General features: G+C 66.6%; 22 protein-coding genes and 1 tRNA gene. 10 read left to right on the top strand and 13 right to left on the bottom strand.

Features of this window, described 5'->3' with window-relative positions; translation table 11 throughout:
- Positions 1 to 62: 62 nt before the first annotated feature.
- From BXY53_RS06305 to BXY53_RS06270, 8 genes are all read right to left on the bottom strand, one after another.
- Positions 63 to 473 carry a Ros/MucR family transcriptional regulator gene (locus BXY53_RS06305; protein WP_119061005.1) on the bottom strand — a complete coding sequence of 137 codons (411 nt, stop codon included), beginning with the start codon at positions 471 to 473 and terminating at the stop codon, positions 63 to 65.
- Positions 474 to 851: 378 nt separating this feature from the next.
- The gene (gene mnhG, locus BXY53_RS06300) at positions 852 to 1,217 is read right to left on the bottom strand and encodes a monovalent cation/H(+) antiporter subunit G (protein ID WP_119061004.1); all 366 of its coding nucleotides are present in this window, start codon (positions 1,215 to 1,217) and stop codon (positions 852 to 854) included.
- Complete coding sequence (locus tag BXY53_RS06295) at positions 1,214 to 1,567, bottom strand: cation:proton antiporter (protein ID WP_119061003.1); 354 nt, start codon at positions 1,565 to 1,567, stop codon at positions 1,214 to 1,216. Before BXY53_RS06295 ends, mnhG begins: the two co-directional genes overlap by 4 nt.
- The gene (locus tag BXY53_RS06290) at positions 1,564 to 2,040 is read right to left on the bottom strand and encodes a Na+/H+ antiporter subunit E (protein WP_119061002.1); all 477 of its coding nucleotides are present in this window, start codon (positions 2,038 to 2,040) and stop codon (positions 1,564 to 1,566) included. Before BXY53_RS06290 ends, BXY53_RS06295 begins: the two co-directional genes overlap by 4 nt.
- On the bottom strand, positions 2,037 to 3,728 hold the full coding sequence (locus BXY53_RS06285) for a Na+/H+ antiporter subunit D (protein WP_119061001.1): 1,692 nt from the start codon (positions 3,726 to 3,728) through the stop codon (positions 2,037 to 2,039). Before BXY53_RS06285 ends, BXY53_RS06290 begins: the two co-directional genes overlap by 4 nt.
- Positions 3,728 to 4,108: a Na+/H+ antiporter subunit C gene (locus BXY53_RS06280; protein WP_210209160.1), complete on the bottom strand. Its 381-nt coding sequence runs from the start codon at positions 4,106 to 4,108 to the stop codon at positions 3,728 to 3,730. The genes BXY53_RS06285 and BXY53_RS06280 overlap by 1 nt, the downstream gene beginning before the upstream one ends.
- Positions 4,105 to 4,524 (bottom strand): Na+/H+ antiporter subunit B, encoded by a 420-nt coding sequence (locus tag BXY53_RS06275; protein ID WP_119060999.1) that lies wholly within the window; start codon positions 4,522 to 4,524, stop codon positions 4,105 to 4,107. The genes BXY53_RS06280 and BXY53_RS06275 overlap by 4 nt, the downstream gene beginning before the upstream one ends.
- 12 nt (positions 4,525 to 4,536) lie before the next feature.
- Positions 4,537 to 6,906: a putative monovalent cation/H+ antiporter subunit A gene (locus tag BXY53_RS06270; RefSeq protein WP_119060998.1), complete on the bottom strand. Its 2,370-nt coding sequence runs from the start codon at positions 6,904 to 6,906 to the stop codon at positions 4,537 to 4,539.
- A 175-nt stretch (positions 6,907 to 7,081) separates the two neighbouring features.
- Between BXY53_RS06270 and msrB the strand changes: the two genes are divergently transcribed.
- The 6 genes from msrB to BXY53_RS06240 all read left to right on the top strand — a co-directional run bounded on the left by msrB (position 7,082) and on the right by BXY53_RS06240 (position 12,307).
- Positions 7,082 to 7,504, top strand: a complete 423-nt coding sequence (gene msrB / locus BXY53_RS06265; RefSeq protein ID WP_119060997.1) for a peptide-methionine (R)-S-oxide reductase MsrB — start codon at positions 7,082 to 7,084, stop codon at positions 7,502 to 7,504.
- 33 nt (positions 7,505 to 7,537) lie between these two features.
- Entirely contained in the window at positions 7,538 to 9,667 is a 2,130-nt protein-coding gene (locus BXY53_RS06260) for a S9 family peptidase (protein ID WP_119060996.1), read from the top strand.
- Entirely contained in the window at positions 9,664 to 10,029 is a 366-nt protein-coding gene (locus tag BXY53_RS06255) for a protease inhibitor I42 family protein (protein ID WP_119060995.1), read from the top strand. The genes BXY53_RS06260 and BXY53_RS06255 overlap by 4 nt, the downstream gene beginning before the upstream one ends.
- 11 nt (positions 10,030 to 10,040) lie before the next feature.
- On the top strand, positions 10,041 to 10,703 hold the full coding sequence (locus tag BXY53_RS06250) for an alpha/beta hydrolase (RefSeq protein ID WP_119060994.1): 663 nt from the start codon (positions 10,041 to 10,043) through the stop codon (positions 10,701 to 10,703).
- A gap of 200 nt (positions 10,704 to 10,903) precedes the next feature.
- Positions 10,904 to 11,605, top strand: coding sequence for a CPBP family intramembrane glutamic endopeptidase (locus BXY53_RS06245; protein WP_119060993.1), 702 nt, complete (start codon positions 10,904 to 10,906; stop codon positions 11,603 to 11,605).
- A 123-nt stretch (positions 11,606 to 11,728) separates the two neighbouring features.
- Entirely contained in the window at positions 11,729 to 12,307 is a 579-nt protein-coding gene (locus tag BXY53_RS06240) for an HNH endonuclease (RefSeq protein ID WP_210209159.1), read from the top strand.
- Between the two features lie 177 nt (positions 12,308 to 12,484).
- On the opposite strand, the gene BXY53_RS06235 is transcribed toward BXY53_RS06240, so the two are convergent.
- Positions 12,485 to 13,339, bottom strand: a complete 855-nt coding sequence (locus BXY53_RS06235; RefSeq protein WP_119060992.1) for a nitroreductase family protein — start codon at positions 13,337 to 13,339, stop codon at positions 12,485 to 12,487.
- Between the two features lie 117 nt (positions 13,340 to 13,456).
- On the opposite strand from BXY53_RS06235, the gene BXY53_RS06230 reads away from it, so the two are divergent.
- From BXY53_RS06230 to arsN2, 4 genes are all read left to right on the top strand, one after another.
- On the top strand, positions 13,457 to 13,870 hold the full coding sequence (locus BXY53_RS06230; RefSeq protein WP_119060991.1) for a DUF3775 domain-containing protein: 414 nt from the start codon (positions 13,457 to 13,459) through the stop codon (positions 13,868 to 13,870).
- A gap of 136 nt (positions 13,871 to 14,006) precedes the next feature.
- Positions 14,007 to 14,082, top strand: a tRNA-Phe gene (locus tag BXY53_RS06225).
- Between the two features lie 171 nt (positions 14,083 to 14,253).
- Positions 14,254 to 15,177 (top strand): DMT family transporter, encoded by a 924-nt coding sequence (locus BXY53_RS06220; protein ID WP_119060990.1) that lies wholly within the window; start codon positions 14,254 to 14,256, stop codon positions 15,175 to 15,177.
- Positions 15,178 to 15,191: 14 nt separating this feature from the next.
- On the top strand, positions 15,192 to 15,626 hold the full coding sequence (gene arsN2 / locus BXY53_RS06215; RefSeq protein ID WP_119060989.1) for an arsenic resistance N-acetyltransferase ArsN2: 435 nt from the start codon (positions 15,192 to 15,194) through the stop codon (positions 15,624 to 15,626).
- On the opposite strand, the gene BXY53_RS06210 is transcribed toward arsN2, so the two are convergent.
- The 4 genes from BXY53_RS06210 to hypD all read right to left on the bottom strand — a co-directional run bounded on the left by BXY53_RS06210 (position 15,607) and on the right by hypD (position 21,446).
- The gene (locus BXY53_RS06210; RefSeq protein ID WP_119060988.1) at positions 15,607 to 16,992 is read right to left on the bottom strand and encodes an MmgE/PrpD family protein; all 1,386 of its coding nucleotides are present in this window, start codon (positions 16,990 to 16,992) and stop codon (positions 15,607 to 15,609) included. The genes arsN2 and BXY53_RS06210 overlap by 20 nt on opposite strands.
- A 65-nt stretch (positions 16,993 to 17,057) precedes the next feature.
- Complete coding sequence (hypE, locus tag BXY53_RS06205; protein WP_119060987.1) at positions 17,058 to 18,059, bottom strand: hydrogenase expression/formation protein HypE; 1,002 nt, start codon at positions 18,057 to 18,059, stop codon at positions 17,058 to 17,060.
- Positions 18,052 to 20,343, bottom strand: coding sequence for a carbamoyltransferase HypF (hypF, locus tag BXY53_RS06200; RefSeq protein WP_119060986.1), 2,292 nt, complete (start codon positions 20,341 to 20,343; stop codon positions 18,052 to 18,054). The genes hypE and hypF overlap by 8 nt, the downstream gene beginning before the upstream one ends.
- Positions 20,340 to 21,446, bottom strand: a complete 1,107-nt coding sequence (gene hypD, locus BXY53_RS06195) for a hydrogenase formation protein HypD (protein ID WP_119060985.1) — start codon at positions 21,444 to 21,446, stop codon at positions 20,340 to 20,342. The genes hypF and hypD overlap by 4 nt, the downstream gene beginning before the upstream one ends.

Below are 21,446 nucleotides of genomic sequence, written 5' to 3'. Positions count from 1 at the left end.
GGAGCTATCCGCCCTATTGAAAGAGTGATTTTTGCGCTGCGGGACTTGCCCCGCCAGCGGCCTTAGCGGCGACGGCGCTGACCCAGGCCCATTTCCTTGGCAAGTTGGGAACGAGCGGCCGCATAGTTCGGCGCGACCATCGGGTAATCGTGCGGCAGGCCCCACTTTTCCCGATACTCCTCCGGCGTCATGTTGTAGTGCGCCCGAAGGTGCCGCTTCAGCGACTTGAACTTTTTGCCGTCTTCCAGGCAGATGATGTAGTCCGGCGTGACCGACTTCTTGATCGGAACCGCGGGCTTCTGCTCTTCCTGTGGCGGTTGCCCCTTGTTCGCGGCAGCGCGGACAAGAGCGCCATGAACTTCATTGATCAGATTGGGCAGATCCGCTGACACCACGGTGTTGTTGCTCACGTATGCAGAAACAATGTTCGTGGTGAGTTCGACGAGTTCGGTGTTGTCCACAGTCTGTTCCATTGACAAGGTCTCCTATCGTTCGCCCTTCGCTCAGTCCGTGTGTTCGCCGGCGCCCAGAGCTTGTGCCACATCCGAGGGTGCAAGAACGTCGCTGTTTCTTGATTGCACATCCACACCTGCTCGGCTCGCGCCAACGACGGCTTTGCATGGCTTTATTATCTAGTGGCACTCCGTAAAATAGACGAAAAGAAACGATTTTCAACCGATACTTTCGCTACGCGGCAATCGGGACCAAAATGTGATGTGCGCAAGACGCGGCAAAATCGTTCCGGAAATGTCGCGTTTTTACGACCATTTCGGCTTTTACGCTTTACGAAAGCACCTACACGTTTTTTGGGAAAAAGTGATTCAATCCACTGGCAATATGATTTTTGTGCGTCACTCGGACGCACTCGTCAGCCGAGGCTGTGCAGGGGATTGCTCGTAATGTCCGGCGAGTTCGTCCGGCGCCGTGCCGGGCCAGGGACGCACACCTGTGCAATAGGCCGCGCGGGCCAGCAAATGCGCCGCCAAGGGAGCGGTGAGGAGGAAGAAGACGATGCCAGCAATGGCGCGCGTGACGACATCAAACTCGCCGGAATGAAAGGCGATCGCCAGAAGCATCACACCAGAGCCAACGGTGCCGGTTTTACTGGCTGCGTGCATGCGGGTGTAAAGATCAGGCAGACGCACGACGCCCACCGCCGCCACCAAGGTGAAGAAGGCACCGATGATCAGCAACACGCCGGCGAGATAATCGATCATTTGGGCTCTCCTTCAAGCCGCACGCCGGTTTCCGCCTGATCCGGGCGTGGCGTGACGTATCGCTGCTCGGGCCGAGGACCGCGGGCGAGGATATAGCGCGAGAAGGCCACTGTCGCGAGGAAGCCGACCAGACCGAGGCCGATCGCCACGTCGAGATACTGGCCGTAGCCAGTACTCACGGTGATCACGGCAATAAAGCCGATCCCCACTGTCACCAACATGTCCAACGCGAGCACGCGGTCCGCCAGGGTCGGTCCGCGGACCAGCCGCACGAACGCGACGAAAAACGCCAGGCAGACCAGCCCGAGCGAAACGCGGATCGCCAGGTCGAGAAAGGCTTCCGGCGTCATCGCATTGCCTCCATGATCTTGCGCTCGAACCCTTCGGCAATGTCCCGCTTGAGCGCCTCGGTGTCCGGCACATCGATGCAGTGAATGAAAAGCGTCGACTTGTCGTCCGAGACGTCGACGCTAAGCGTCCCCGGTGTCAGTGTGATCATGTTAGCCAGGATCGAGATCTCCGGCGCCCGGTCGGTGCTCAGCGGAAAGGCGATAAAGCCGGGCTGATACCGGCGTGTCGGCGCCAGCACGATGACCGCGACGCGAAACGCCGAGACGATCAGGTCCTTGAGGAACACCAGGATCAGGCTGGCGATCCGCCACGCCTTTTTGATGTAGGCTTGCGTGTGGAACTGCTCGCGGATGATCCACAGCGCGATTGCGGCGATAACGAACCCGAACACCAGGTTGAGGAGGGTGAAGGAGCCGGTGACAGCGCCCCAGGCCAGGGCCAGCAGGATATTGATCAGCACTGTACGAGTCATGGCGCGCTCCCGAACACGGCTTGGACGTAGGCGCTCGGATCAAGGAGGTCTCCGGCCGCGATGTCGGACAGATCGAGCAGCGGCGTCGGCCACACGCCGATGATCAGCGCTGCGGCGGCCGTCACGACCACCGGCACCAGCAAGGCCGGAGGATTGTGCCCCGGCGTCGGTTCGGCTTTTGGCGGCGTCGGGGCGGCGGACAGCGCCGCGGCCTTCGGTACAGGCGCGGCCTGTTCACGCGGATGCGGGGTCTCCGCCTGCGGGATGATACCGGCGGTGACCACGGGCCGCCAGAACATCAGCGCCCAGGCGCGCCCGACCACCATCATCGAGAACAGCCCGTTCACGATCAGGGCGGCGACGGCGACGTATTGCTGCTCGTTCAGCGAAGCCTCGATCAGAAGAACCTTCGGCCAGAAGCCGGACAACGGCGGCAGGCCGGCCGCAGCAAAGCCCAGCACGAAGAACAGCACGGCAAGCACCGGCGCGCCGGTATACATCCCCGAAAGCCGATGCAGCGAAGTCAGACCCGTGCGCCGCTCCATGAGCCCGGCAAGCAGATAAAGCCCCGCCATGACGATAACTGAATGCACGGTGTAGAAGATTGTCGCGGCAAGCGAAAGCCGCGTGTCGACACCAAGGCCGAGCAACATTACCCCCACCCCGCTGATGAGCAGGAAGCCCAGCATCCGGCGCAAATTGCTCTCGGCCAGCGCGCCCAGCAGACCCAGCACGATCGTGGCGATGGCGACCACGTAGATCACCTCGAACAACACGCTTTCGTTCGAGGCGGGCATGACGATCGTGTAGGTTCGTAGCACCGCGTAGATGCCGACCTTCGTAAGCAGCGCAGCGAATAGTGCGGAAACCACGGGCTTGGGCGTGTGATAGCTCGCCGGCAGCCAGATATGCAGTGGCACGGCGGCCGCCTTCATCCCGAAGCCGACGAAGAACAACAGCCCGATGGTCAGCATCTGCGGGTCATCCGGCGGGTAAGCGGCGAGCTTTCCGGAAAGATCGGCCATGTTCAGTGTGCCGAGCGTCCCGTAAAGCAGCGCCACCGCGATAAGGAAAAGCGTCGTCGCGATCAGGTTGAGGACGCAGTATTTCACCGCACCGTCGAGCTGCAGCCTCTCCCCGCCCAGCACGATCAGTCCGAACGAGGCGATGACGAACACTTCGAACCAGACATACAGGTTGAAGATGTCGCCGGTCAGAAAGGCGCCGTTCACGCCCGCGATCAGCCAGCACAGCATGGAATAGAAGCCGGCGCGCCGGGCCGCAAAATCCACATCCGAGAGCGCATAGACCGCCACGATCAGCCCCGTGATGCTCCCGAGGAGCGTGAGCAGGCCACCCAGCGGATCGACCACCAGCGAGATGCCGAATGGCGGCAGCCACTGGCCCATGGTCATGGCGATTGGGCCTTCGGCGATTACGCGTGACAGAAGCGCCGCGCTCGCCAACACGACGCCGGCCAGCACCGCAACGGTCAGCCGCGATGTCCAGCGCGGATAGGCGCGCATCATGATGCCGATCACGCCCATCAACAGCGGGAGGATCACAGGCATAATGATCAGCCAGTCCGAAAGGCCGACCGGCGTCTGCGTCATCGCGTCAGCCCGGTCGATACCTTCCGGCAGGGGGCCCTTGGCCGCGGCAAGCTGGATCAGATCCTCGCTTCGCATCAGTAGCCCTCCGGCGGACGCGGGTATTCGAGCGGCTCGGCCTCACGCATGCGGTCGACGTTCTCGGAGCCCAGTTCCTGGTAGGAGCGGTAGACCAGCACGAGGATGAAGGCGAACAGCGCGAAGGCAATCACGATCGCCGTCAGGATCAGCGCCTGCGGCAACGGGTTTGCCGTCTGCGCGAGTGGCTGCATCGCGCCTTCAGGGATGACCGGCGGCACCTCGCGCGTCAGCCGGCCGGCCGTGAAGATGGTCAGGTTCGCCGCATTGCCCAGCAGGGCGACGCCGAGCAGGATTCGGATCAGGTTCGTGCTGGTCAGCAGGAAGATGCTTCCCAGGAAGTATACGACGACCACGGCGGCAAGAGCCGGTTCCATCATCCCTCCCGTTCCTCGAGTGCCAGCGCGATGGCGATGACCGCCCCGACGACGCCGAGCCACACACCGATGTCGAACACAAGCGGCGTCGACAGCGCCAGCTTCACGTCACCCCCCAGTTCGGGAAACCACCACAGCCCCGTCAGAAACGGTTTCCCCTGCAACAGCGCCGGGATGCCGCTCAGCGCGGCCAGCAGCACGCCCGCCGCGGAAATGGCCAGCGGCCGGAAATAGAGCGCGCGGCGCACGTTTTCCACGCCGTTGGCGATCCCGTAGATGGCGAAGCCCGAGGCAGCGATCAGCCCGCCGATGAATCCGCCGCCCGGCTCATTGTGCCCGCGCAACAGCACGAAGATCGAGAACATCACCATGAGGGCTGCAAGCCCAGGCGCAAATGTGCGGAAAATCAATGTGCCCATGACATGCGCTCCTTAGGCCGACTGGTCGAGACCGAGGGACCGGCGCCGCTCCTTTTCGAGATATCCCGCGCTGCGGCCGGCGCGCAGCCGGATAAGGGCCAGCGCGCTGAGCGCGGCCATGAGGACGACCGCCACCTCGCCAAGGGTGTCGAGCGCGCGGAAGTCGACGAGAATGACGTTCACGATATTGCGGCCATGCGCGATGGTGGCGGAATACTCGCGGAAGAAGTCGGACAGCGTGGAGTCGAACGCGCCCTCCGTCACGCCGAGCAGCGTCAGGCCGAAGCCGCAAGCCGCCGCGATGCCGAGCACACCGTCGAAGAGGATGCTGCTGGGCGCGCGCTCGTCGCGCGGCTCCAGCGGGAGCCGCGTGAACACCAAGGCCAGGATGACGACGGACAGGGTCTCGACCATGAACTGCGTGAAGGACAAATCCGGCGCCCCGAAAAGAAGGAAAATCACCGCGATCGCAAAGCCCTGAACGCCGAAGGAAACCACCGCCGTCAGCCGCTTGCGCGCCAGGACCACCTGCAGCACGCCAACCACGGCCAGCGCCAGGATCGCCGCCTCATAGAAGGACATTTCCGGCACGTGCGGCATTTCCGGCCAGGCGCCGAAAGCCACCGGCGGGATCAACAGCGCCAGCCCGACAACGATGAAGGTAAGGCGGACATAGGACCGCATATTGCCGTTCTGGACCCAGATCATCAGGCCGTAGGAGAAGCGCACCAGCCCGCCGACAACCTGGTCGAAGCCGCGGTCGGGCCCCCAGCCGATGGCGTTGAACAGGGCCTGAGAGCCCGCACGCATCGCTTCGTAGCGCAGCAGGAAGCCCAGCCCCAGCAGGACCGTGATGACGCTCAGGATCAGCGCCTGGTTGACGCCGGCCCAGAAATGCAGATCGACGGCGGTCGGCACGCCGCGGATGGCGGTGGCCAGTGGCGTCATGATGTCCGTGTTGAACATGTGCGTCGCCAGCGCAATGATCAGCCCGAGCGCGGCGAGCACCACCGGCCCGGTGAGCATCGACAGCGGCGCTTCATGCGGGTGCTTCGGCGTCTCGGGCCGCGCGCCCCAGAATGGCTTGATCGCCACGGCAAGGCCAACCGCCAGCATCAGCGCATTGCCGAAGACAAGCGCGGCGAGCACGGCATAATCGCCAGCCTCCTTGAGCTTGATGCCGGCATAGAGCGCCTCTTTCGCCAGGAAGCCTGTGAAGGGCGGCAACCCGCCCATCGACAGCCCGGCCAGGATCGCCGCGCCCGCCGTCACCGGCATGAGCGCCGAAAGTCCACCGACCTTGGTGATGTCGCGCGTACCGGACTCGTGGTCCACGCAGCCCGCGACCATAAACAGCGCACCCTTGAACAGCGAATGCGCGAGCAGGTACGCGCCTGCCCCGATCAGCGCTTTTTCCGTGCCGATCCCGGTCAGCAGGACCAGCAGGCCGAGCGAAGCCACCGTCGTGTAGGCCAGCATCAGCTTCAGATCGGTCTGGCGCACGGCCAGCAGGGTCCCCGCCACCAGCGTCGCGCCGCCGAACAGCGGCAGAACTACCTGCCACAGCGCCATTTCGCCGAAGATCGGGTTGACCCGCATCAGCAGATAAACACCAGCCTTCACCATCGTCGCGGAGTGCAGATACGCCGAAACCGGTGTGGGCGCTTCCATGGCGTTAGGGAGCCAGGAATGGAATGGCACCTGCGCGGACTTCGTGAATGCACCGCCAAGCAACAGTATCAGGATGCCGACGGCCCAGGGGTGATTGCGCACAAGCTCGCCGCGTCCGAGAAGCTCGGACATCTCGAACGATCCGCCCGCCAGCCCCAGCATCAGCAGTCCGGCCAGCAGCACGATCCCGCCCATCGCGGTGATCGTCAGTGCCTGGAACGCGGCCCGTCGCGCCGCCTCCCGGCTGTGATCGAAGCCGATCAACAGGAACGACGTGATCGAGGTCAGCTCCCAGAAGACAAACAGCGTGACCACGTTGTCCGCCAGAACTACGCCCAGCATCGAGGCCATGAACGCGAGAATGAAGCCGAAAAAGCGGCCCTGATGCGGGTGCCCTTTGAGATAGCCCGATGCGTAGAACACGATCAGCGCGCCGATGCCCGAAATCAGCAGCGCGAATAGAAGGCTCAGGCCATCGACGTAGAACGAGAAATTGATCCCGTAACGCGGCAGCCAGGGCAGCGAGAAGGTGAAGGTGTCACCCGCCGCGACGCCGGGGAAGAAATCGAGGAAATAGACGAACAGCCCCAGGGGCAAAAGCGCGAGTAACCAGCCAGCCCAATGGCGCAGCCCCATAGTGAGAAACGGCGCGATCAGCGCAGCGGCAAAGCCCGAAACAACCGCAAGGCTCATCACGCTGCTCCCGCTCATGTCCGGTCCGCTCCCTCGCTGGCCCTCTTGGATGGATGGGTACGCCCGCCCGGCCTATTGCCGTTGCGCCATCGACAGCTATGTTCAGAGTCGAGGCCGCGCATTGACCTGGCTTATTCTAGGCAAGCGCAGATGCCCCGCCGCGCGTGACGCCAGAGCATACGAAGGCAAAGCTATGACCGAAAACGCCAGAAAGATCAATAAGCCTGAAGCCGAGTGGAAGCGCGAACTGACACCGGAGCAATATCACATTACCCGGGAAGCCGGAACGGAAAGACCGTTTTCACACCCGCTCAATAATGAAAAACGCGCCGGCATTTATAAGTGTATCTGCTGCGGGCAACCGCTTTTCTCCTCCGAGGCGAAATTCGACTCCGGGACCGGCTGGCCGAGCTTCTTCCAGCCGATGGCCGAGAACGCCGTTGCCGAGCGCGAGGACCGTTCGCTGTTCATGCGCCGGACCGAGGTGCTGTGCAGCCAGTGCGACGCGCATCTGGGCCATGTCTTCCCCGACGGCCCAAAGCCGACCGGCCTGCGCTACTGCATGAACGGCACCGCCCTCGACTTCCAGCCCGAAGGCTTAGACGAGCAATCCTGATACCCAACAGATTCGAAGCGAAAGGATATCCGAATGGCCGAGGCCAAGCCGGAGAACGAGACAACCGCGCCGCCTGTCGCCACGCCGCGCCGCGACGAGCGCGAATTCCACGGTGAGCGGCTCATCGACGATTACGCCTGGCTGCGCGCGGACAACTGGCGCGAGGTGATGCGCGACCCGTCGCAGCTTGACGCCGAGATCCGGGCCTACCTTGAGGCCGAAAACGCCTATACCGCCGCGCAGATGGCCGGCACGGAAGGCTTGCAGGAGGCGCTGTTCGCCGAAATGCGCGGGCGGATCAAGGAGGATGACGACACCGTACCCGCGCCGGACGGTCCGTGGGAATACTTCGTGCGTTTCGTGGAGGGCGGCGAGCATCCGGTGTTCTGCCGCCAGCCGCGCGGCGGGGGCACCGACCAGACGCTGATCGACGGTAACGCGCTGGCTGAAGGCAAGCCGTATTTCCAGCTTGGTGGCGTCGACCATAGCCCGGACCACCGGCTGATTGCCTATGGTTATGATGACAAGGGCTCGGAATACTACACCGTGCGGTTGCGCGAGGCCGAGGGCGGCGCAGAATTGGCCGACCAGATCGCGGACACCACCGGCGGCGTTGAATGGGCCGACGCGCAGAGCTTTTATTACGTGCGGCTCGATGAGAACCACCGTCCGCTTCGCGTGTTCCGGCACGTTCTGGGCACGCCGGCCGAACAGGACGCGCTGGTCTACGAGGAGCCGGACGAGGGCTTTTACGTCGGCGTCGGGTCCACGCAGTCGCGCCGCTACATCATCATCCAGACGGGCGACCACCAGACGAGCGAAATCCGCCTGATCGACACCGAAAAGCCTGACGCCGAGCCCGTGCTCGTGGCCGCGCGCGAGCCGGGCCATGAATACGATGTCGAGCACTGGGGCGATGAACTCCTGATCCGCACGAATGAAGGCGGCGCGGAGGACTTCAAGATCATGACCGCGCCGATCGACACGCCGGGCCGCGAGAACTGGCGCGAGTTGATCCCGCACAAGGAAGGCCGGCTCATCCTCGGGATGACGGCGTTCAAGGATTTCTTCGTGCGGCTGGAGCGTGAGGACGGGCTGCCGCGCATCGTCATCCGCGCGCGCGACGGCAGCGAGTACGCGATCGCCTTCGATGAGGACGCCTACGCGCTCGGCATCTCGGGCGGCTTCGAGTACGACACGACGACCCTGCGGTTCACCTACTCCTCCATGACGACGCCGTCGCAGACCTTCGATTACGACATGGCGACGCGCGAGCGGGTGTTGCGCAAGATGCAGGAGGTGCCGAGCGGCCACGACCCGGCGGACTACCGCACCCGGCGCATATTCGCGACCGCGCCGGACGGCGAGACCGTGCCGATCTCGCTTCTGTGGCACAAGGACACCCCGCTCGACAGCACCGCGCCGGTGCTGCTGTTCGGCTACGGCGCTTACGGCATTGCCATGCCGGCGGGCTTCGGCACGGCGCGGCTAAGCCTGGTCGATCGCGGCTTCATCTACGCGATCGCGCATATCCGCGGCGGCAAGGACAAGGGCTACCGCTGGTATCGGCTGGGCCGGCGCGAGCACAAGACCAACACCTTCACCGACTTCATCGCGGCGGGTGAATATCTCGCGGCGCAGGGCTACACCACGCGCGGCAACATCGTCGCGCAGGGCGGCTCGGCCGGCGGGATGCTGATGGGCGCGGTGGCAAACATGGCGCCGGACCTGTTCCGCGGGATCATCGCGGAGGTGCCGTTCGTGGACGTGCTCAACACCATGCTGGACGCGAGCCTGCCGCTCACCCCGCCGGAATGGCCCGAATGGGGCAACCCGATCGAGTCGCCGGAGGAATACCGGCAGATCGCCGCCTATTCGCCCTATGACAATGTGACCGCGCAGAATTACCCGCACATCCTGGCGCTCGCCGGGCTGACCGACCCGCGCGTGACCTACTGGGAGCCGGCGAAATGGGTGGCGAAGCTGCGCGCCAACAAGACCGACGGCAACCTGCTGCTCCTGAAGACCAACATGGAGGCCGGCCACGGCGGCGCTTCGGGGCGTTTCGAGCGGCTGAAGGAGGTCGCGCTGGCCTTCGCCTTCGCGCTGAAGATCACCGGCCGGGCGGAAGCGCAGCCGCCGCAGCGCAGGGCCGAGGCATGATGCGCGCCGTGCTCGCCGCCGTCTTCGCCGTGGGGCTCGCAGCGCCGGCCGCCGCCGAGCCGGCGGAGACGCTGGAATTGCGCGTCGGGGAGCCGGCCGAGATCGCGCTAGAGGCGAACCCCACGACCGGCTATCAGTGGCGCATCGACAAGGACGCGAGCGAAGGGCTGGACAAGCTGGACATCACCGATCTCGGCACCGGCGAACCGGAGAGCAAGCGGCTCGGCGCGCCGACCGTCCATCGCTGGCGTCTGGCGCCGCGCGCGCCCGGCAGCGCCCGGCTCGAGCTCATCTATCTGCGCGCGTGGGAGGACAAGCCGCCCCGGCGACGCCAGAGCTACGACATCACCATCACGAACTGAGTGGAGACCCGATGCCCCGCCCTCTCGACGGCCCCCGCCTCGCGCCCGCCAGCGGCACGGCCCGCAGCCTCGTCGTCTTCGTCCATGGCTACGGCGCGAATGGCGACGACCTGATCGCGCTCGGCCAGATGTGGCAGGCCGCCCTGCCCGACACCGTCTTCGTCTCGCCGCACGCGCCAGAGGAGTGCGCGGCCAACCCGTTCGGCGGGCGGCAGTGGTTCCCGCTGACCCTGCGCGACGAGCAGGAGCTGGTCGATGGGCTGGCGCAGGCCGGCCCGGACCTCGACGCGTTCCTCGATGCCGAGCTTGAGCGCCACGGGCTGGGGCCGGAGGCGCTGGCGCTGGTGGGGTTTTCGCAGGGCACGATGATGGCGCTGCATGTGGGGCTGCGGCGCGCGGGCGGTCTGGCGGCGTTGGTCGGCTATTCCGGCGTGCTGGCGAACGCGGCGGCGCTGGCCGGGGAGATCGCCGCGCGCCCGCCGGTGCTGCTGGTGCATGGCGCGCAGGACGAGCTGATCCCGGCGCAGGCGCTTGCGCACACGCGCGATGCGCTTCAACGCGTGGATGTGCCGGTGGAGGCGCACTTGCGCGAGGGGCTGGGCCACGGCATCGACGAGGAGGGCCTGCGGCTCGGCGCGGGGTTTCTCGCGCGGCATCTGGCGGGCGCGGGGTAGGCCGCCGTCATCGCGAGGCCCGCAGGGCCGAAGCGATCCAGATGTTTCCGCCAGTCGCTGAATTGCGTCGCTTCGCTCGCAATGACGCGGGTGGCGAACCTGACAGAGATTTCATCTGGCTGGTCGTTTCATGCTCACGGTCCTGCGTTACATAACGGGACAGGACCAAGCCAAAACCCGCAGCCAGACGTATCGCAGGCATGACCACGATCGACGCGACCCGCCCCCGCCGCGCCGTCTCGACCGCGCGCCTCGCCCGCCTTTGGGGCGAGTTCGTCGCGCTTTACATCGGCGTGCCGCTGGCCTGCGCCTTCCTGCTGCGCCCGGAGGATGTCGTCAACGTGCTGGCGGTCAGCGCGGCGGCGGGCGTCATCCTGCTGGCGCTCACGCCGGGCTGGCGCTGGGTCCGCCTGCTCATATGCCAGCCGATTCGCGATCTGACGATCCTGGCCGTGTTCGCCCTCGTCGCGGCGGGAATTATCTACAGCCTTGTCGAGCGGGTCGCGCCGTGGGCCTATCTCTCGCTGCCGACGCAGCGCACGGACCTCTGGATCATGATCATGGCGCTGTACCCGTTCCTGTCAGCGCTGCCGCAGGAGCTTTTGTTCCGCGCGCTCTTCTTCGAGCGGTACGGCGTGTTGTTCGGCTGGCACGGCGATCATGCGCGCGTGCCCTGGCTGGCGATTTTCGTGAATTCCCTGTGCTTTGGCCTCGCGCACCTGTTCTACTGGAACTGGGTCGCGGTGGGGCTCACAGCCGTCGGCGGGCTGGCCTTCGCCTATGCCTACACGCGGCTGAACTCGTTTCCGCTGGCCTTTCTCATGCATGTCGCCGCGGGCCAGCTCATCTTCACGCTCGGGCTCGGCCTGTTCTTCTACCACGGCGCGATCGGAATGGGTTAAGCGTTTGATCCTGCGACAAGAGCACTTGTGAACAGGCTTCACAGAACTGACATAGGGTTATAGTATCTCTCTAACTCGGAGCACGTAAGCCAGCGTACTTTGGGCACCCGGGCACCGGGAACCATGGGAAGGGAAAACGTGAACGCCGCCGCAGCCGTCTCGCCGGGGATGTGCCCGGCCCTTGTCCTCAACGCCGATTTCCGGCCCCTGAGCTACTACCCTCTTTCGCTCTGGAGCTGGCAGGACACGGTGAAAGCCGTCTTTCTCGACAGGGTGAACATTGTCTCCACCTACGACAGGGTGGTGCGAAGTCCGAGCTTCGAGATGAACCTGCCCAGCGTGGTTTCTCTCAAGCAATATGTCCGCCCTGCCCTCTACCCCGCTTTCACCCGCTTCAACGTTTTTCTCCGCGACAAGTTCTCCTGCCAGTATTGCGGCGACACCGAGGACCTGACCTTCGATCATCTGATCCCGCGCTCCAAGGGCGGCCTGACGCGCTGGGACAACGTGACGACCGCCTGCGCCCCCTGCAACCTGCGCAAGGGCGGCAAGATGCCGGAAAAGGCGAAGATGTGGCCGGCGCAGATGCCCTATCGCCCGACCGTGCATGAGCTGCACCGCAATGGCCGCGCGTTCCCACCGAATTACCTGCACGAGAGCTGGCTGGACTATCTCTACTGGGATACCGAGCTGGAGCCGTAAAGCCGGATCAGCGCCAACGTCACGCTCTCCAGCGCGGCTCTGCCGCGCTGAGCCGCCGGAGTCGAAGACGGGCGCGAAGCGACCACTGGCGGCCGGTCCGTTGGGCCGGAACCGGCGGACGGATGTCCGCCGGAAGCAAAGAAAACCTGGCCTTGCGGCCTCGCAATGAAGGGGCAATCAATCCAGCTTGAAGCCCTTGGCGCGGATGAACGCGCCGAAGTCCGCACGCTCCGGAAGGTTATACTGCCGGGCCTTGTCCTCTGACCATGTATAGGGCTCCGCCTCGCCCAACTCGCGCGCGCGACGCTGGCGGGCGTAAGGCTGTTCGGCGGCACGGCGGGCGTCGTAAGCCGTGATCGCCTGGCGCTGGCCCGTGTCATCGAAGCGGCCGTCGTGGATGGTCGCGTTCAACGGCAGGCGCAGGCTGATCTCCGGTTCCTCAGCCGGCCGCCCCACGGCAAGCGCCGCGACCGGAAATACGTGATCCGGCAGGCCGAGCAGGTCGCTCGCTTCCTGCGCGCGGTTGCGGATCGCGCTGATTGGGCAGACGCCGAAGCCGTAAGCCTCCGCCGCGAGCACGAAGGCCGCGAGCACAATCCCCGCATCGACGCTGGCGTTGAAGAACGCATCCAGATGGTCGTTGACGAATTCGCGCCCGCGCAGCTCGTGGATGAGCCGCTGGCGGCGATGGTTCGCGCAGATCACGGCGAAGGCCGGCGCGCCAGCCGTCCAGGCCTGCTCAGACACCAGCGCGGCGAGCGCGTCGCGCTGGTCCGGCTCGGTCACGAGGACGATGTCGCGCTGCTGCAGGTCGCTCTTCGTCGGCGCGGCGAGCGCCAGCGCGGCGATCATGTGAAGCTCTTCGGCCGTCGGGGGCGGATCGCGGAACGCGCGCACCGAACCGCGCGACGCCAGCGCCTGCCACAGCGCAGGGGGCTCTCCGGCCACCGCGTCCGTCAGCCGCTCGGCCGCAGCGCCGAAGCGGCGCGTGAGCGCTGCCTTCACTGCCGTCCAGTTCCCCGCCTTCGCCATTCGATCACCTCTGCCGTCCGACGCCGCCGCCCGGAATTTGATGTTGAACCCCGTGGCCAAAAGACTACCATCGACCAATGAACGGGTGAGCGGACGGGGCCAGAAGGATGTCTCAACATGCTTGGAATTTCGACCAATAAAGTCGCCTACATCATTCTCAAGGCCCGCGAATGGGACGTGAAAACCCAGCCCTGGCAGGACGCGGACCCGAGCGGCTTCACCGATTACGACAACCAGTCCATCCTCGAGGATATCTCGAACGTCTCCGAAGACGCCACCCGCACGGAGTTGTCCGAGTTCATCGGCGGCCTCAACGAGGACGAGAAGGCCCGGCTCGTCGCGCTGGTGTGGGTTGGCCGCGGCACCTACGACCCGGCGGACTTCGAAGAGGCTGTGAACGTCGCCAAGAGCGAGGACACCACGCCCACGGAGAACTATCTGCTCGGCATCCCGCTTCTGCCCGATTTCCTGGAAGAGGGCCTGTCGAAGATGGGCGTGAACGTGGACGAGGTGGAAAGCGACATCATGTAGGAGGCGGGCCGGGGCTTTCGGGCTGGACAGCGCGGCCCGGATTTCCTACAAAGCTGGGGACATAGCAGGCCATCGGTCGATCGCCATGCATTTTGTGGTGTTCGTGAGCTTGCCATCCTGCCTGCCCGTCCTTTGCGCCCAGGTAGCTCAGTTGGTAGAGCATGCGACTGAAAATCGCAGTGTCGGTGGTTCGATTCCGCCCCTGGGCACCATCTCGGAGCTTCCGCGAAGCATAATCCGTTCGTGCGGTGCAACTCTCCCATGCGCTGCCCCGGGGTTGACGCCGCCCGCCCCCGCCCTCACCGTTTAAGCCTCGTCGTTCCGCCGGCCAGCGCGCCCAAGCCGCGGCGCCGGCTCCGTGCGCCACCCTTGAAGGACGCCGAATGCTCCAGGCCCCAGCCACCGAGGCCGACAGCGCCCAGCGCCTGCGCGACATCGCCCTGATGTGCTGCACCGTCACGCTGTTCGGCGCGCTGGACACGACCGCGAAATACCTCACGACCGTCGCCGGTCTGCCGGTCACGCAGGTGGTGTGGACCCGCTTCCTCATGCACCTGCCCTTCGCACTGGCCGCCGTCGGCCCGGCGGTGTTCATCGAGGCGCTGCGGGCCAACCGGCCCGGCCTGCAGTGGCTGCGCAGCACCTTCCTGTTCCTTACGACCGCCTTCAACTTCGCCGCCCTGCTCTACCTTCAACTTGACCAGACGGTGACGATCTTCTTCCTCGGCCCGCTGCTCATTGCCGCGCTGGCCGGACCGCTGCTCGGCGAATGGGTCGGCTGGCGGCGCTTCCTGGCGATATGCACCGGCTTCATCGGCGTGCTGTTCGTGGTGCGCCCCGGCTTCGGCGGCGTCCATTGGGCGATCCTGTTTTCGTTCGGCGCGGTGACGACCTACGCGCTCTACAATATCTCGACGCGCTACCTTGCCCATCATGACACCTGGCGCACGACGCTGGTCTACTCACCGCTCGCGGGCGTGCTGGGAATGGCGCCGTTTGCGCTTTACAACTGGCAGTGGCCATCGGATGCCTTCACCTGGCTGCTGCTGCTCTCGCTCGGCTTCTGGGGCGGTCTGGGGCACTGGCTGCTGATCCTGGCCCATCGCAACACGCCCTCGCCGGTACTGGCGCCCTTCGTCTATTTCGGGCTGATCTCCGTGACGGCGCTGCAATACGTGGTGTTCGGCGACGTGCCGAGCGCGTGGACGCTCGCGGGCGGGCTCATCATTGTCGGTGCGGGGCTCTACCTGATCTACCGCGAGCGGCAGGTGAAAGGCACGCCAGAGCCGATCGCACCGCCGAAGTGAGAGAGGTGCTAGGGATGCAGATCCTGCCGATCACGCCGCAGTCCTGCGAGATGGACATCATACGCCGCCTGCTGAGCGATGCGGGCCTGCCCACGGATGATCTTGCCGAGCCGCAAGTCTTGCTCTGGGGCGCGGCGCATCACGGTCAGCTTGTCGGAAGCGTCGGTCTGGAACACGCGGGGCGCGCCGGACTTCTGCGCTCACTGGTCGTGGGGCCGGCCTGGCGTGGAAACGGCCTGGCGGGCCGGCTCTGCCACTTTGCTTTTGAACGCGCGCGGGACGCGGAGATGGATGCGCTATACCTTTTGACGGAGAGCGCGGCAGGCTATTTTCGCGCCCTCGGCTTCGCGGAGATCGACAGGGGCGAGGCGCCGCCAGAGATCGCGGCAACACAGCAGTTTTCCAGCTTGTGCCCCGGAGATGCCGCTTTCATGCGTAAGCGGCTTTGAGGCGGTTTTCTGCCACCAGCGCGCGGATATTGCCCAAGCTATCAAGCGCTAGCAGCTTCTGCGCGAAGCGCTCGGTCTCATCGCCGAGATACGGCGCCGCGAGCGCGCGGAACTTGGCGCGGAATTCGTCTTCGCTCAGGAAATTATCCGGCTCACCGCGCGGCACCTCCACGAACCGCTCGAAACGCCCGCGCGGCGTCGTGATCGTGGCCTTGCCGGCCATATTCGCGGGCAGCGCCGCCTCGGCGTCCGCGTCCACCACGCAGTCCACCCGACGGCACAGCGCGAGCGTGTCCGCATCGGCCAGGTGGCGCGGATAATCGTCCCAGTCCAGCCGGCCCTCGCGCAGCACGACGCCTGCGCAGAACGGCATCGAGAACTGCCCGTCCACGATGTTTTCCGGCGCCTGCTTCGCCGCCAGCGGCTCGCCGATAATGTTGAGCCCCACGCGCGGCAGGCCGATCGTGATCGCCTCGACCTCCTCTGGCGCGATGGCGTGTTCGGCCCGGAGGGCGGCGATCGCATCCATTGCTGCATGCGAATAGCGGCAGCTCGGATAGGGCTTCACCGCCAGCCGCATCGTCTCCCAACGCTCGCCCAGCCCGGCGACGGCCTTGGCAGGGTCCGGCGCGGGCGCGTAGGCGCTCAGGAAGCCAGCCTTGCCCTCGAACGCGCCCGTCGGCCCACGATAGCCCTCGCTCGCGAGCATGGCGGCCATCAGCCCATTCTGCGCCGCCTGCCCCACATGGCTGCGCTTCGTCCACGCGCCGTTATCGAGAAACTGCATGGAGCCAGCCGCCTGCGACAGCGCGATGCCAAAGGTCGAGACCAGCCCAGCCCGGTCCAGCCCGAGCAGCTTGCCCGCGGCCGCCGCCGCGCCGAACACGCCGCAGGTCGCCGTGGGGTGGAAGCCGCGCGCGTAATGGTCGGACGGGCCGAGCGCCAGCGACAGGCGGATCTGGATTTCATAGCCCGCCACGACCGCTGCGATCAGCTCGCGCCCGCTAGCGCCCGTCATCTCCGCGGCCGCGAAGGCCGCCGGGAAGATCGGCGCGGAGGAATGGATCGAGCCGGCGGCGTGCGTGTCGTCGAAATCAAGCGAATGCGCCAGCGCGCCGTTCAATAGCGCGGCGGCGGGCGGCGCGTATCGGGCCGCGTCCCCGAACACGGTGCAGTCCCCGCGCAAGCCCATGCGCTCGACCGCGCGGACCATCGACGGCGTCGACTCCGCGTCATGCCGCGCCCGTACAATGATCCCGACCGTATCGAGCATCAGCAGCTTGGCGCGGTCAGCCACCTCGCCGGGCAGCGCGTCGAAGGTGAGGTCGGCGGCGAAGCCCGCCAGCGTTTCTGTGATGTTATCCATGGCGCGTCCTCCCCGGCGCGGTTTTCATTATCGCGCCATTATCGCCCGCACGCCGGCCCATGCAATCAGCAGATGCGCGGCAGCGGGTCGTCCTCCAGCTCGTCGAGCAGGCGTTCGCCGCCAATCTCAGTTTCCAGCACGACGCGCGGCGCGTCGCCCGCCACCTGGCCAATCTCGGCGGCCTGCGCGCCTTCGGGCAATGCGCGCCACGCCTCCAGCAAGGGCCCGGCGTCTTCTGGGCCGACCACAGCCACGACGCGGCCCTCGCAGGCCAGATAATACGGGTCGAAGCCCAGCATCTCGCAGACGCTCGTGGTGGCCGGATGGAGCGGAATGCAAGGCTCGGACAGGCGGATGCCCTGGCCGGTCGCCTGCGCGATCTCGTTGGCCACCGTCGCCAGCCCGCCGCGCGTGGGATCGCGCAGGAAGCGCAGGCCATCGAGCGCCCACGCCGCCTCGCACAGGCCGAGCACCGACGCGCAGTCGGAGCGCACATCGCCGCGCAGGTCGAAATCCTCCCGCGCGAGCATCACCGCCGTGCCGTGATCGCCGACCGGCCCGCTGACCAGGACCTTGTCGCCCGGACGGATACCGGCGAAGGACAGGCCGCCGCGCACCGTCTCGCCGAGCCCGGTGACGGTGAGGTAAGCGCCGCCGCCCTGGCCGTGCGGGACGACCTTGGTATCGCCCGCGAGCACCGTCGCGCCCGAGCCGCGCACCGCTTCCGCAAAGCTACGCACCAACCGGGCAAGCTGTTCGACCGGCAGCCCCTCCTCCAGAATGGCGCTCAAGGTCAGCCAGCGCGGACGCGCGCCGCACACCGCAAGATCGTTGATCGTGCCGTTCGCCGCCAGCGTGCCGAGATCGCCGCCCGGGAATTCGAGCGGCTGCACGGTGAAGCCGTCCACCGTCATCATCAGATTGCCGCCTGTCGCGGGCACGGGCGTCGCGTCGAGCCCCTGCGCGAGCGCCGGCTCGTCGAACGCCGCGAAGAAATGCGTCTCGATGAGCTGGCGCATCAGTCGGCCACCATTGCCGTGCGCCAGCGAAATCCTGTCCTCACTCATCATCCGCCTCGTTTGCCTGGCGCGCAGCGTATTCGACAAGCTGGCCAATGGCGAGGCCGCCGTCGTTGGCGGGAATGCGCGCGGGGATCACGACCGTGAACCCGGCTTGCGCGAGGCGGGCAGACAGCATCTCGGCCAGCTTGCGGTTCTGGAACACGCCGCCGGTCAGCCCGACGGCCTGGACCTCGGCCTCTTGCGCCAGCGCCCGGACCTGCCGGGCAGCGGCCTTCGCGACAGACGCATGAAATCCCGCCGCCTTTTCGGCCACGCTCAGATCATTGCGCAGCAACAAATCCAGCAGCGGCGCCCAGTCGAGCCGGAGCACGCCGTCACCATCGCGGAACAGCGGGACCTCGACAGCCGGCCCCTCCCCCGCCGCAGCCGCTTCCAGCTCCATCGGCCCCTGCCCTTCAAAGCTGGCCACGTCACGCCCCAGCGCAAGGCACGCCGCGGCATCGAACAGCCGGCCCACCGCGGACGTCGCCGGCGCATTCAGCCCCTTGCGCCACGCCGCCTCTGCCAGCCCGATGCCTTCGATATCGCGCGGGTACGCCCGCCCCGCCGCCCAGCACAGCGCCGCCGCGCTGCGCCACGGTTCGCGCCCGGCCTTATCGCCGCCGATGGGGTGGAACGGCCGCCATGACCCGGCCCGCCTCCATCCGCCCGGCGCACCGACCAGGGCCTCGCCGCCCCAGAGCGTGCCGTCCGCGCCGTAGCCGACGCCGTCCCAGGCGAGCACCAGCCAGCGCCGCACATCGGGCCGCTCGGCCGCCAGCGCGGAGGCGTGGGCGAAATGATGGAAGACCTCGCTTACTGGCAGCCCCGTCTCGCGCGCCCAGCGCCGCGACGCATAGCCGGGATGCGCGTCACAGACGATCCACTCCGGCCGCACGCCATAAAGCCGCGGCAGATCGGCGGCGACAGCCTCGTAAACCGAAAGCGCGCGCGGGCTGTCCAGATCGCCGATATGCGGCGAAAGCACCGCGCGGTTTCCCCAGCCAAGCGCGAGCGTCGCCTTCATGTGCCCGCCTGTCGCCAGCACCGGCGCATTTAACGGCATTGGCAGCTCGACCTCCAGCGGCGCAAGCCCCCGCCCGGGCCGGATCGTGCGGGCGCGCCCGGCGATCGGCCGGATCACGCTGTCATCCGCCGGCCGCGCGATTGGCCGGTCGTGGTGCAGGAAGGCATCCGCCACGCTGCCCAGCCGCCCTTCCGCCTCTGCCGCGTCGGTGATGACTGGCTCGCCGGAGATATTGCCCGAAGTGGCGACCAGCGGCCCGCCAAAATCGGTGAGCAGCAGGTGATGCAGCGGGCTGTAGGGCAGGAACGCGCCGATCTCGTCCAGCCCGGGCGCGATGCCGGGCGCGAGAGCGGCATCGGCGCGCTTCAGCGTCAGCACGATGGGCCGGACCGGATCGCACAACGCCGTGGCCGCCGTCGCGTCCGGCGCGAGATGAGCGCGCACTGCGTCCAGCCCGTCCGCGCCGGTCATCGGGAACATCACTGCGAGCGGCTTGTGCGGCCGGTTCTTGCGCGCGCGCAAGGCTGCGACGGCCTCCGCGTTGCCCGCATCGCACATCAGGTGGTAGCCGCCGACCCCTTTGACCGCGACGATCCCGCCCGCCTTGAGCCGCGCGACGCAGGCCGCCAGCGCCGCCTCGGTCGCGCCGATCCGCGTCTCGCCCTCCACATAGCTCAGCGACGGCCCGCAGACCGGGCAGGCCAGCGGCTGGGCGTGGAAGCGCCGGTCGACCGGGTCCTCGAACGCCGCCCGGCAATCGTCGCAGAGCGGGAAACCCACCATCGTCGTCGCCGCGCGATCATAGGGCAGCCCGGTGATGATCGTGTAACGCGGGCCGCACTGCGTGCAGTTGATGAAGGGGTAGCGGTAGCGCCGCGCGTTTGGATCGGCCAGTTCGCGCAGGCAGTCATCGCAGACGAACAGATCGGGCGGGAGGCTGACGCAAGGCGCATCGTCCGCCGCACTGGCGGCGATGGCGAAGTCTGTGAGGCCGGCAGGGCTGGCATCCTCGCAGTCCACGATCTCGGGCCGGGCGAGCGGCGGCGCATCGGGGACCAGCCGCGCCGCGAAATCATCGAGCGCCGCTTGCGGCCCCTCCACATGGATCAGCACATGACCGGAAGCGTTTTGCACCCAGCCCGCGACCCCGACCAATCGCGCCAGACGATAAACGAACGGGCGAAACCCGACCCCCTGGACGCGCCCACCGACGCTCAAACGCCGCGCGCGGCGCGCATCGACCGGGACGGGCGGCGCGCTCATGCAGGCTCGCGCTCACGCTGGGTGCGAATGCCGGAGGACCACCAGATGCGGCACGCCCCCTCGTCCGAAACCATGCACGGGCCGACCGGATTGCGCGGCGTACAAGCCTTGCCGTAAAGCGCGCATTCGTCCGGGTAGATCTTGCCGAGCACCACGCGGGCGCAATCGCACCCCGGCGGCATCTGCCCGGCGCGCTTGCGGTCTTCGGCCGGGTCGACGGCGAAGCGCAGGCGGGCATCATGCGCGGCATAGTCCGGCTTGAGCGAATAACCCGAAGCCGGGATTTCACCGATGCCGCGCCAGTTGGCCGGCACAACGTCCATCACACGGTTCAGGATGTCCTGCGCGCAGGCGTTGCCCTCGGGGCGCACGACCTCGCCATAGCAGTTGTCGAGGAAGGGCCGGCCTTCGACATACTGGCGCACCGCCGAATAAATCCCCGACAGCAGGCTTTCGGTGTGGAAGCCGGCAACGGCGGCCGGCACGTTGTGCTGGTCCACCACGAAGCGCCATTCATTCGCGCCCATGATGGTGGCGACGTGGCCCGGCGCGACGAGCGCGTCAAATCCGGGCGCCTCGCTCTCCAACAGCATCGCCACCGCCGGCCAGGTGCGCCGCCCGGCAAGCAGGATTGACAGATTATCCGGCACGCCTTCGGCCATCAGGCTTGCGACCGGGGCCATCGTTGTCTCGAAACCGGCGGCGAAGAACACGACCTCCCGCTCCGGTGAGTCGCGGGCGATGCGCAGCGCCTCTTGCGGCGAGGCGATCGGGCGGACATCCGCGCCGGCGTCCTTTACGGCCTGCAGGCTGCGGGGCATCCGCTTCGGCACGTTCGCGGGCACATGCAGCATGTCGCCGAACGCCACGAGCGTCACATCAGGGCGCTGCGCCAGTTCAATCGCCGCGAAGATGTCCTCCTCCGGGCAGACGCAGACCGGACAGCCCGGCCCGGGGATCAGCTCCACGCCCTCGGGCATGACAGCGCGCACGCCTGCTTTCGAGATGGTGCGCTCGTGCCCGCCGCAGACATTGAGCACGCGGACATGCTGGCCCGCGCTGATCTCGCGGATGCGCTCAAGCCATTCCTTGGGCGTGGGCAT

Source organism: Dichotomicrobium thermohalophilum, from assembly GCF_003550175.1.
GTDB classification, from domain to species: Bacteria; Pseudomonadota; Alphaproteobacteria; order Rhizobiales; family Rhodomicrobiaceae; genus Dichotomicrobium; species Dichotomicrobium thermohalophilum.
This window is presented reverse-complemented; position numbering and strand designations above follow the sequence as displayed.

What these genes read in the sequence shown, in the direction of transcription:
- BXY53_RS06305 (WP_119061005.1), bottom strand. Translation starts at nt 473, where the DNA reads ATGGAACAGACTGTGGACAACACCGAACTCGTCGAACTCACCACGAAC.
- mnhG (WP_119061004.1), bottom strand. Translation starts at nt 1,217, where the DNA reads ATGATCGATTATCTCGCCGGCGTGTTGCTGATCATCGGTGCCTTCTTC.
- BXY53_RS06295 (WP_119061003.1), bottom strand. Translation starts at nt 1,567, where the DNA reads ATGACGCCGGAAGCCTTTCTCGACCTGGCGATCCGCGTTTCGCTCGGG.
- BXY53_RS06290 (WP_119061002.1), bottom strand. Translation starts at nt 2,040, where the DNA reads ATGACTCGTACAGTGCTGATCAATATCCTGCTGGCCCTGGCCTGGGGC.
- BXY53_RS06285 (WP_119061001.1), bottom strand. Translation starts at nt 3,728, where the DNA reads ATGCGAAGCGAGGATCTGATCCAGCTTGCCGCGGCCAAGGGCCCCCTG.
- BXY53_RS06280 (WP_210209160.1), bottom strand. Translation starts at nt 4,108, where the DNA reads ATGATGGAACCGGCTCTTGCCGCCGTGGTCGTCGTATACTTCCTGGGA.
- BXY53_RS06275 (WP_119060999.1), bottom strand. Translation starts at nt 4,524, where the DNA reads ATGGGCACATTGATTTTCCGCACATTTGCGCCTGGGCTTGCAGCCCTC.
- BXY53_RS06270 (WP_119060998.1), bottom strand. Translation starts at nt 6,906, where the DNA reads ATGAGCGGGAGCAGCGTGATGAGCCTTGCGGTTGTTTCGGGCTTTGCC.
- msrB (WP_119060997.1), top strand. Translation starts at nt 7,082, where the DNA reads ATGACCGAAAACGCCAGAAAGATCAATAAGCCTGAAGCCGAGTGGAAG.
- BXY53_RS06260 (WP_119060996.1), top strand. Translation starts at nt 7,538, where the DNA reads ATGGCCGAGGCCAAGCCGGAGAACGAGACAACCGCGCCGCCTGTCGCC.
- BXY53_RS06255 (WP_119060995.1), top strand. Translation starts at nt 9,664, where the DNA reads ATGATGCGCGCCGTGCTCGCCGCCGTCTTCGCCGTGGGGCTCGCAGCG.
- BXY53_RS06250 (WP_119060994.1), top strand. Translation starts at nt 10,041, where the DNA reads ATGCCCCGCCCTCTCGACGGCCCCCGCCTCGCGCCCGCCAGCGGCACG.
- BXY53_RS06245 (WP_119060993.1), top strand. Translation starts at nt 10,904, where the DNA reads ATGACCACGATCGACGCGACCCGCCCCCGCCGCGCCGTCTCGACCGCG.
- BXY53_RS06240 (WP_210209159.1), top strand. Translation starts at nt 11,729, where the DNA reads ATGGGAAGGGAAAACGTGAACGCCGCCGCAGCCGTCTCGCCGGGGATG.
- BXY53_RS06235 (WP_119060992.1), bottom strand. Translation starts at nt 13,339, where the DNA reads ATGGCGAAGGCGGGGAACTGGACGGCAGTGAAGGCAGCGCTCACGCGC.
- BXY53_RS06230 (WP_119060991.1), top strand. Translation starts at nt 13,457, where the DNA reads ATGCTTGGAATTTCGACCAATAAAGTCGCCTACATCATTCTCAAGGCC.
- BXY53_RS06220 (WP_119060990.1), top strand. Translation starts at nt 14,254, where the DNA reads ATGCTCCAGGCCCCAGCCACCGAGGCCGACAGCGCCCAGCGCCTGCGC.
- arsN2 (WP_119060989.1), top strand. Translation starts at nt 15,192, where the DNA reads ATGCAGATCCTGCCGATCACGCCGCAGTCCTGCGAGATGGACATCATA.
- BXY53_RS06210 (WP_119060988.1), bottom strand. Translation starts at nt 16,992, where the DNA reads ATGGATAACATCACAGAAACGCTGGCGGGCTTCGCCGCCGACCTCACC.
- hypE (WP_119060987.1), bottom strand. Translation starts at nt 18,059, where the DNA reads ATGAGTGAGGACAGGATTTCGCTGGCGCACGGCAATGGTGGCCGACTG.
- hypF (WP_119060986.1), bottom strand. Translation starts at nt 20,343, where the DNA reads ATGAGCGCGCCGCCCGTCCCGGTCGATGCGCGCCGCGCGCGGCGTTTG.
- hypD (WP_119060985.1), bottom strand. Translation starts at nt 21,446, where the DNA reads ATGCCCACGCCCAAGGAATGGCTTGAGCGCATCCGCGAGATCAGCGCG.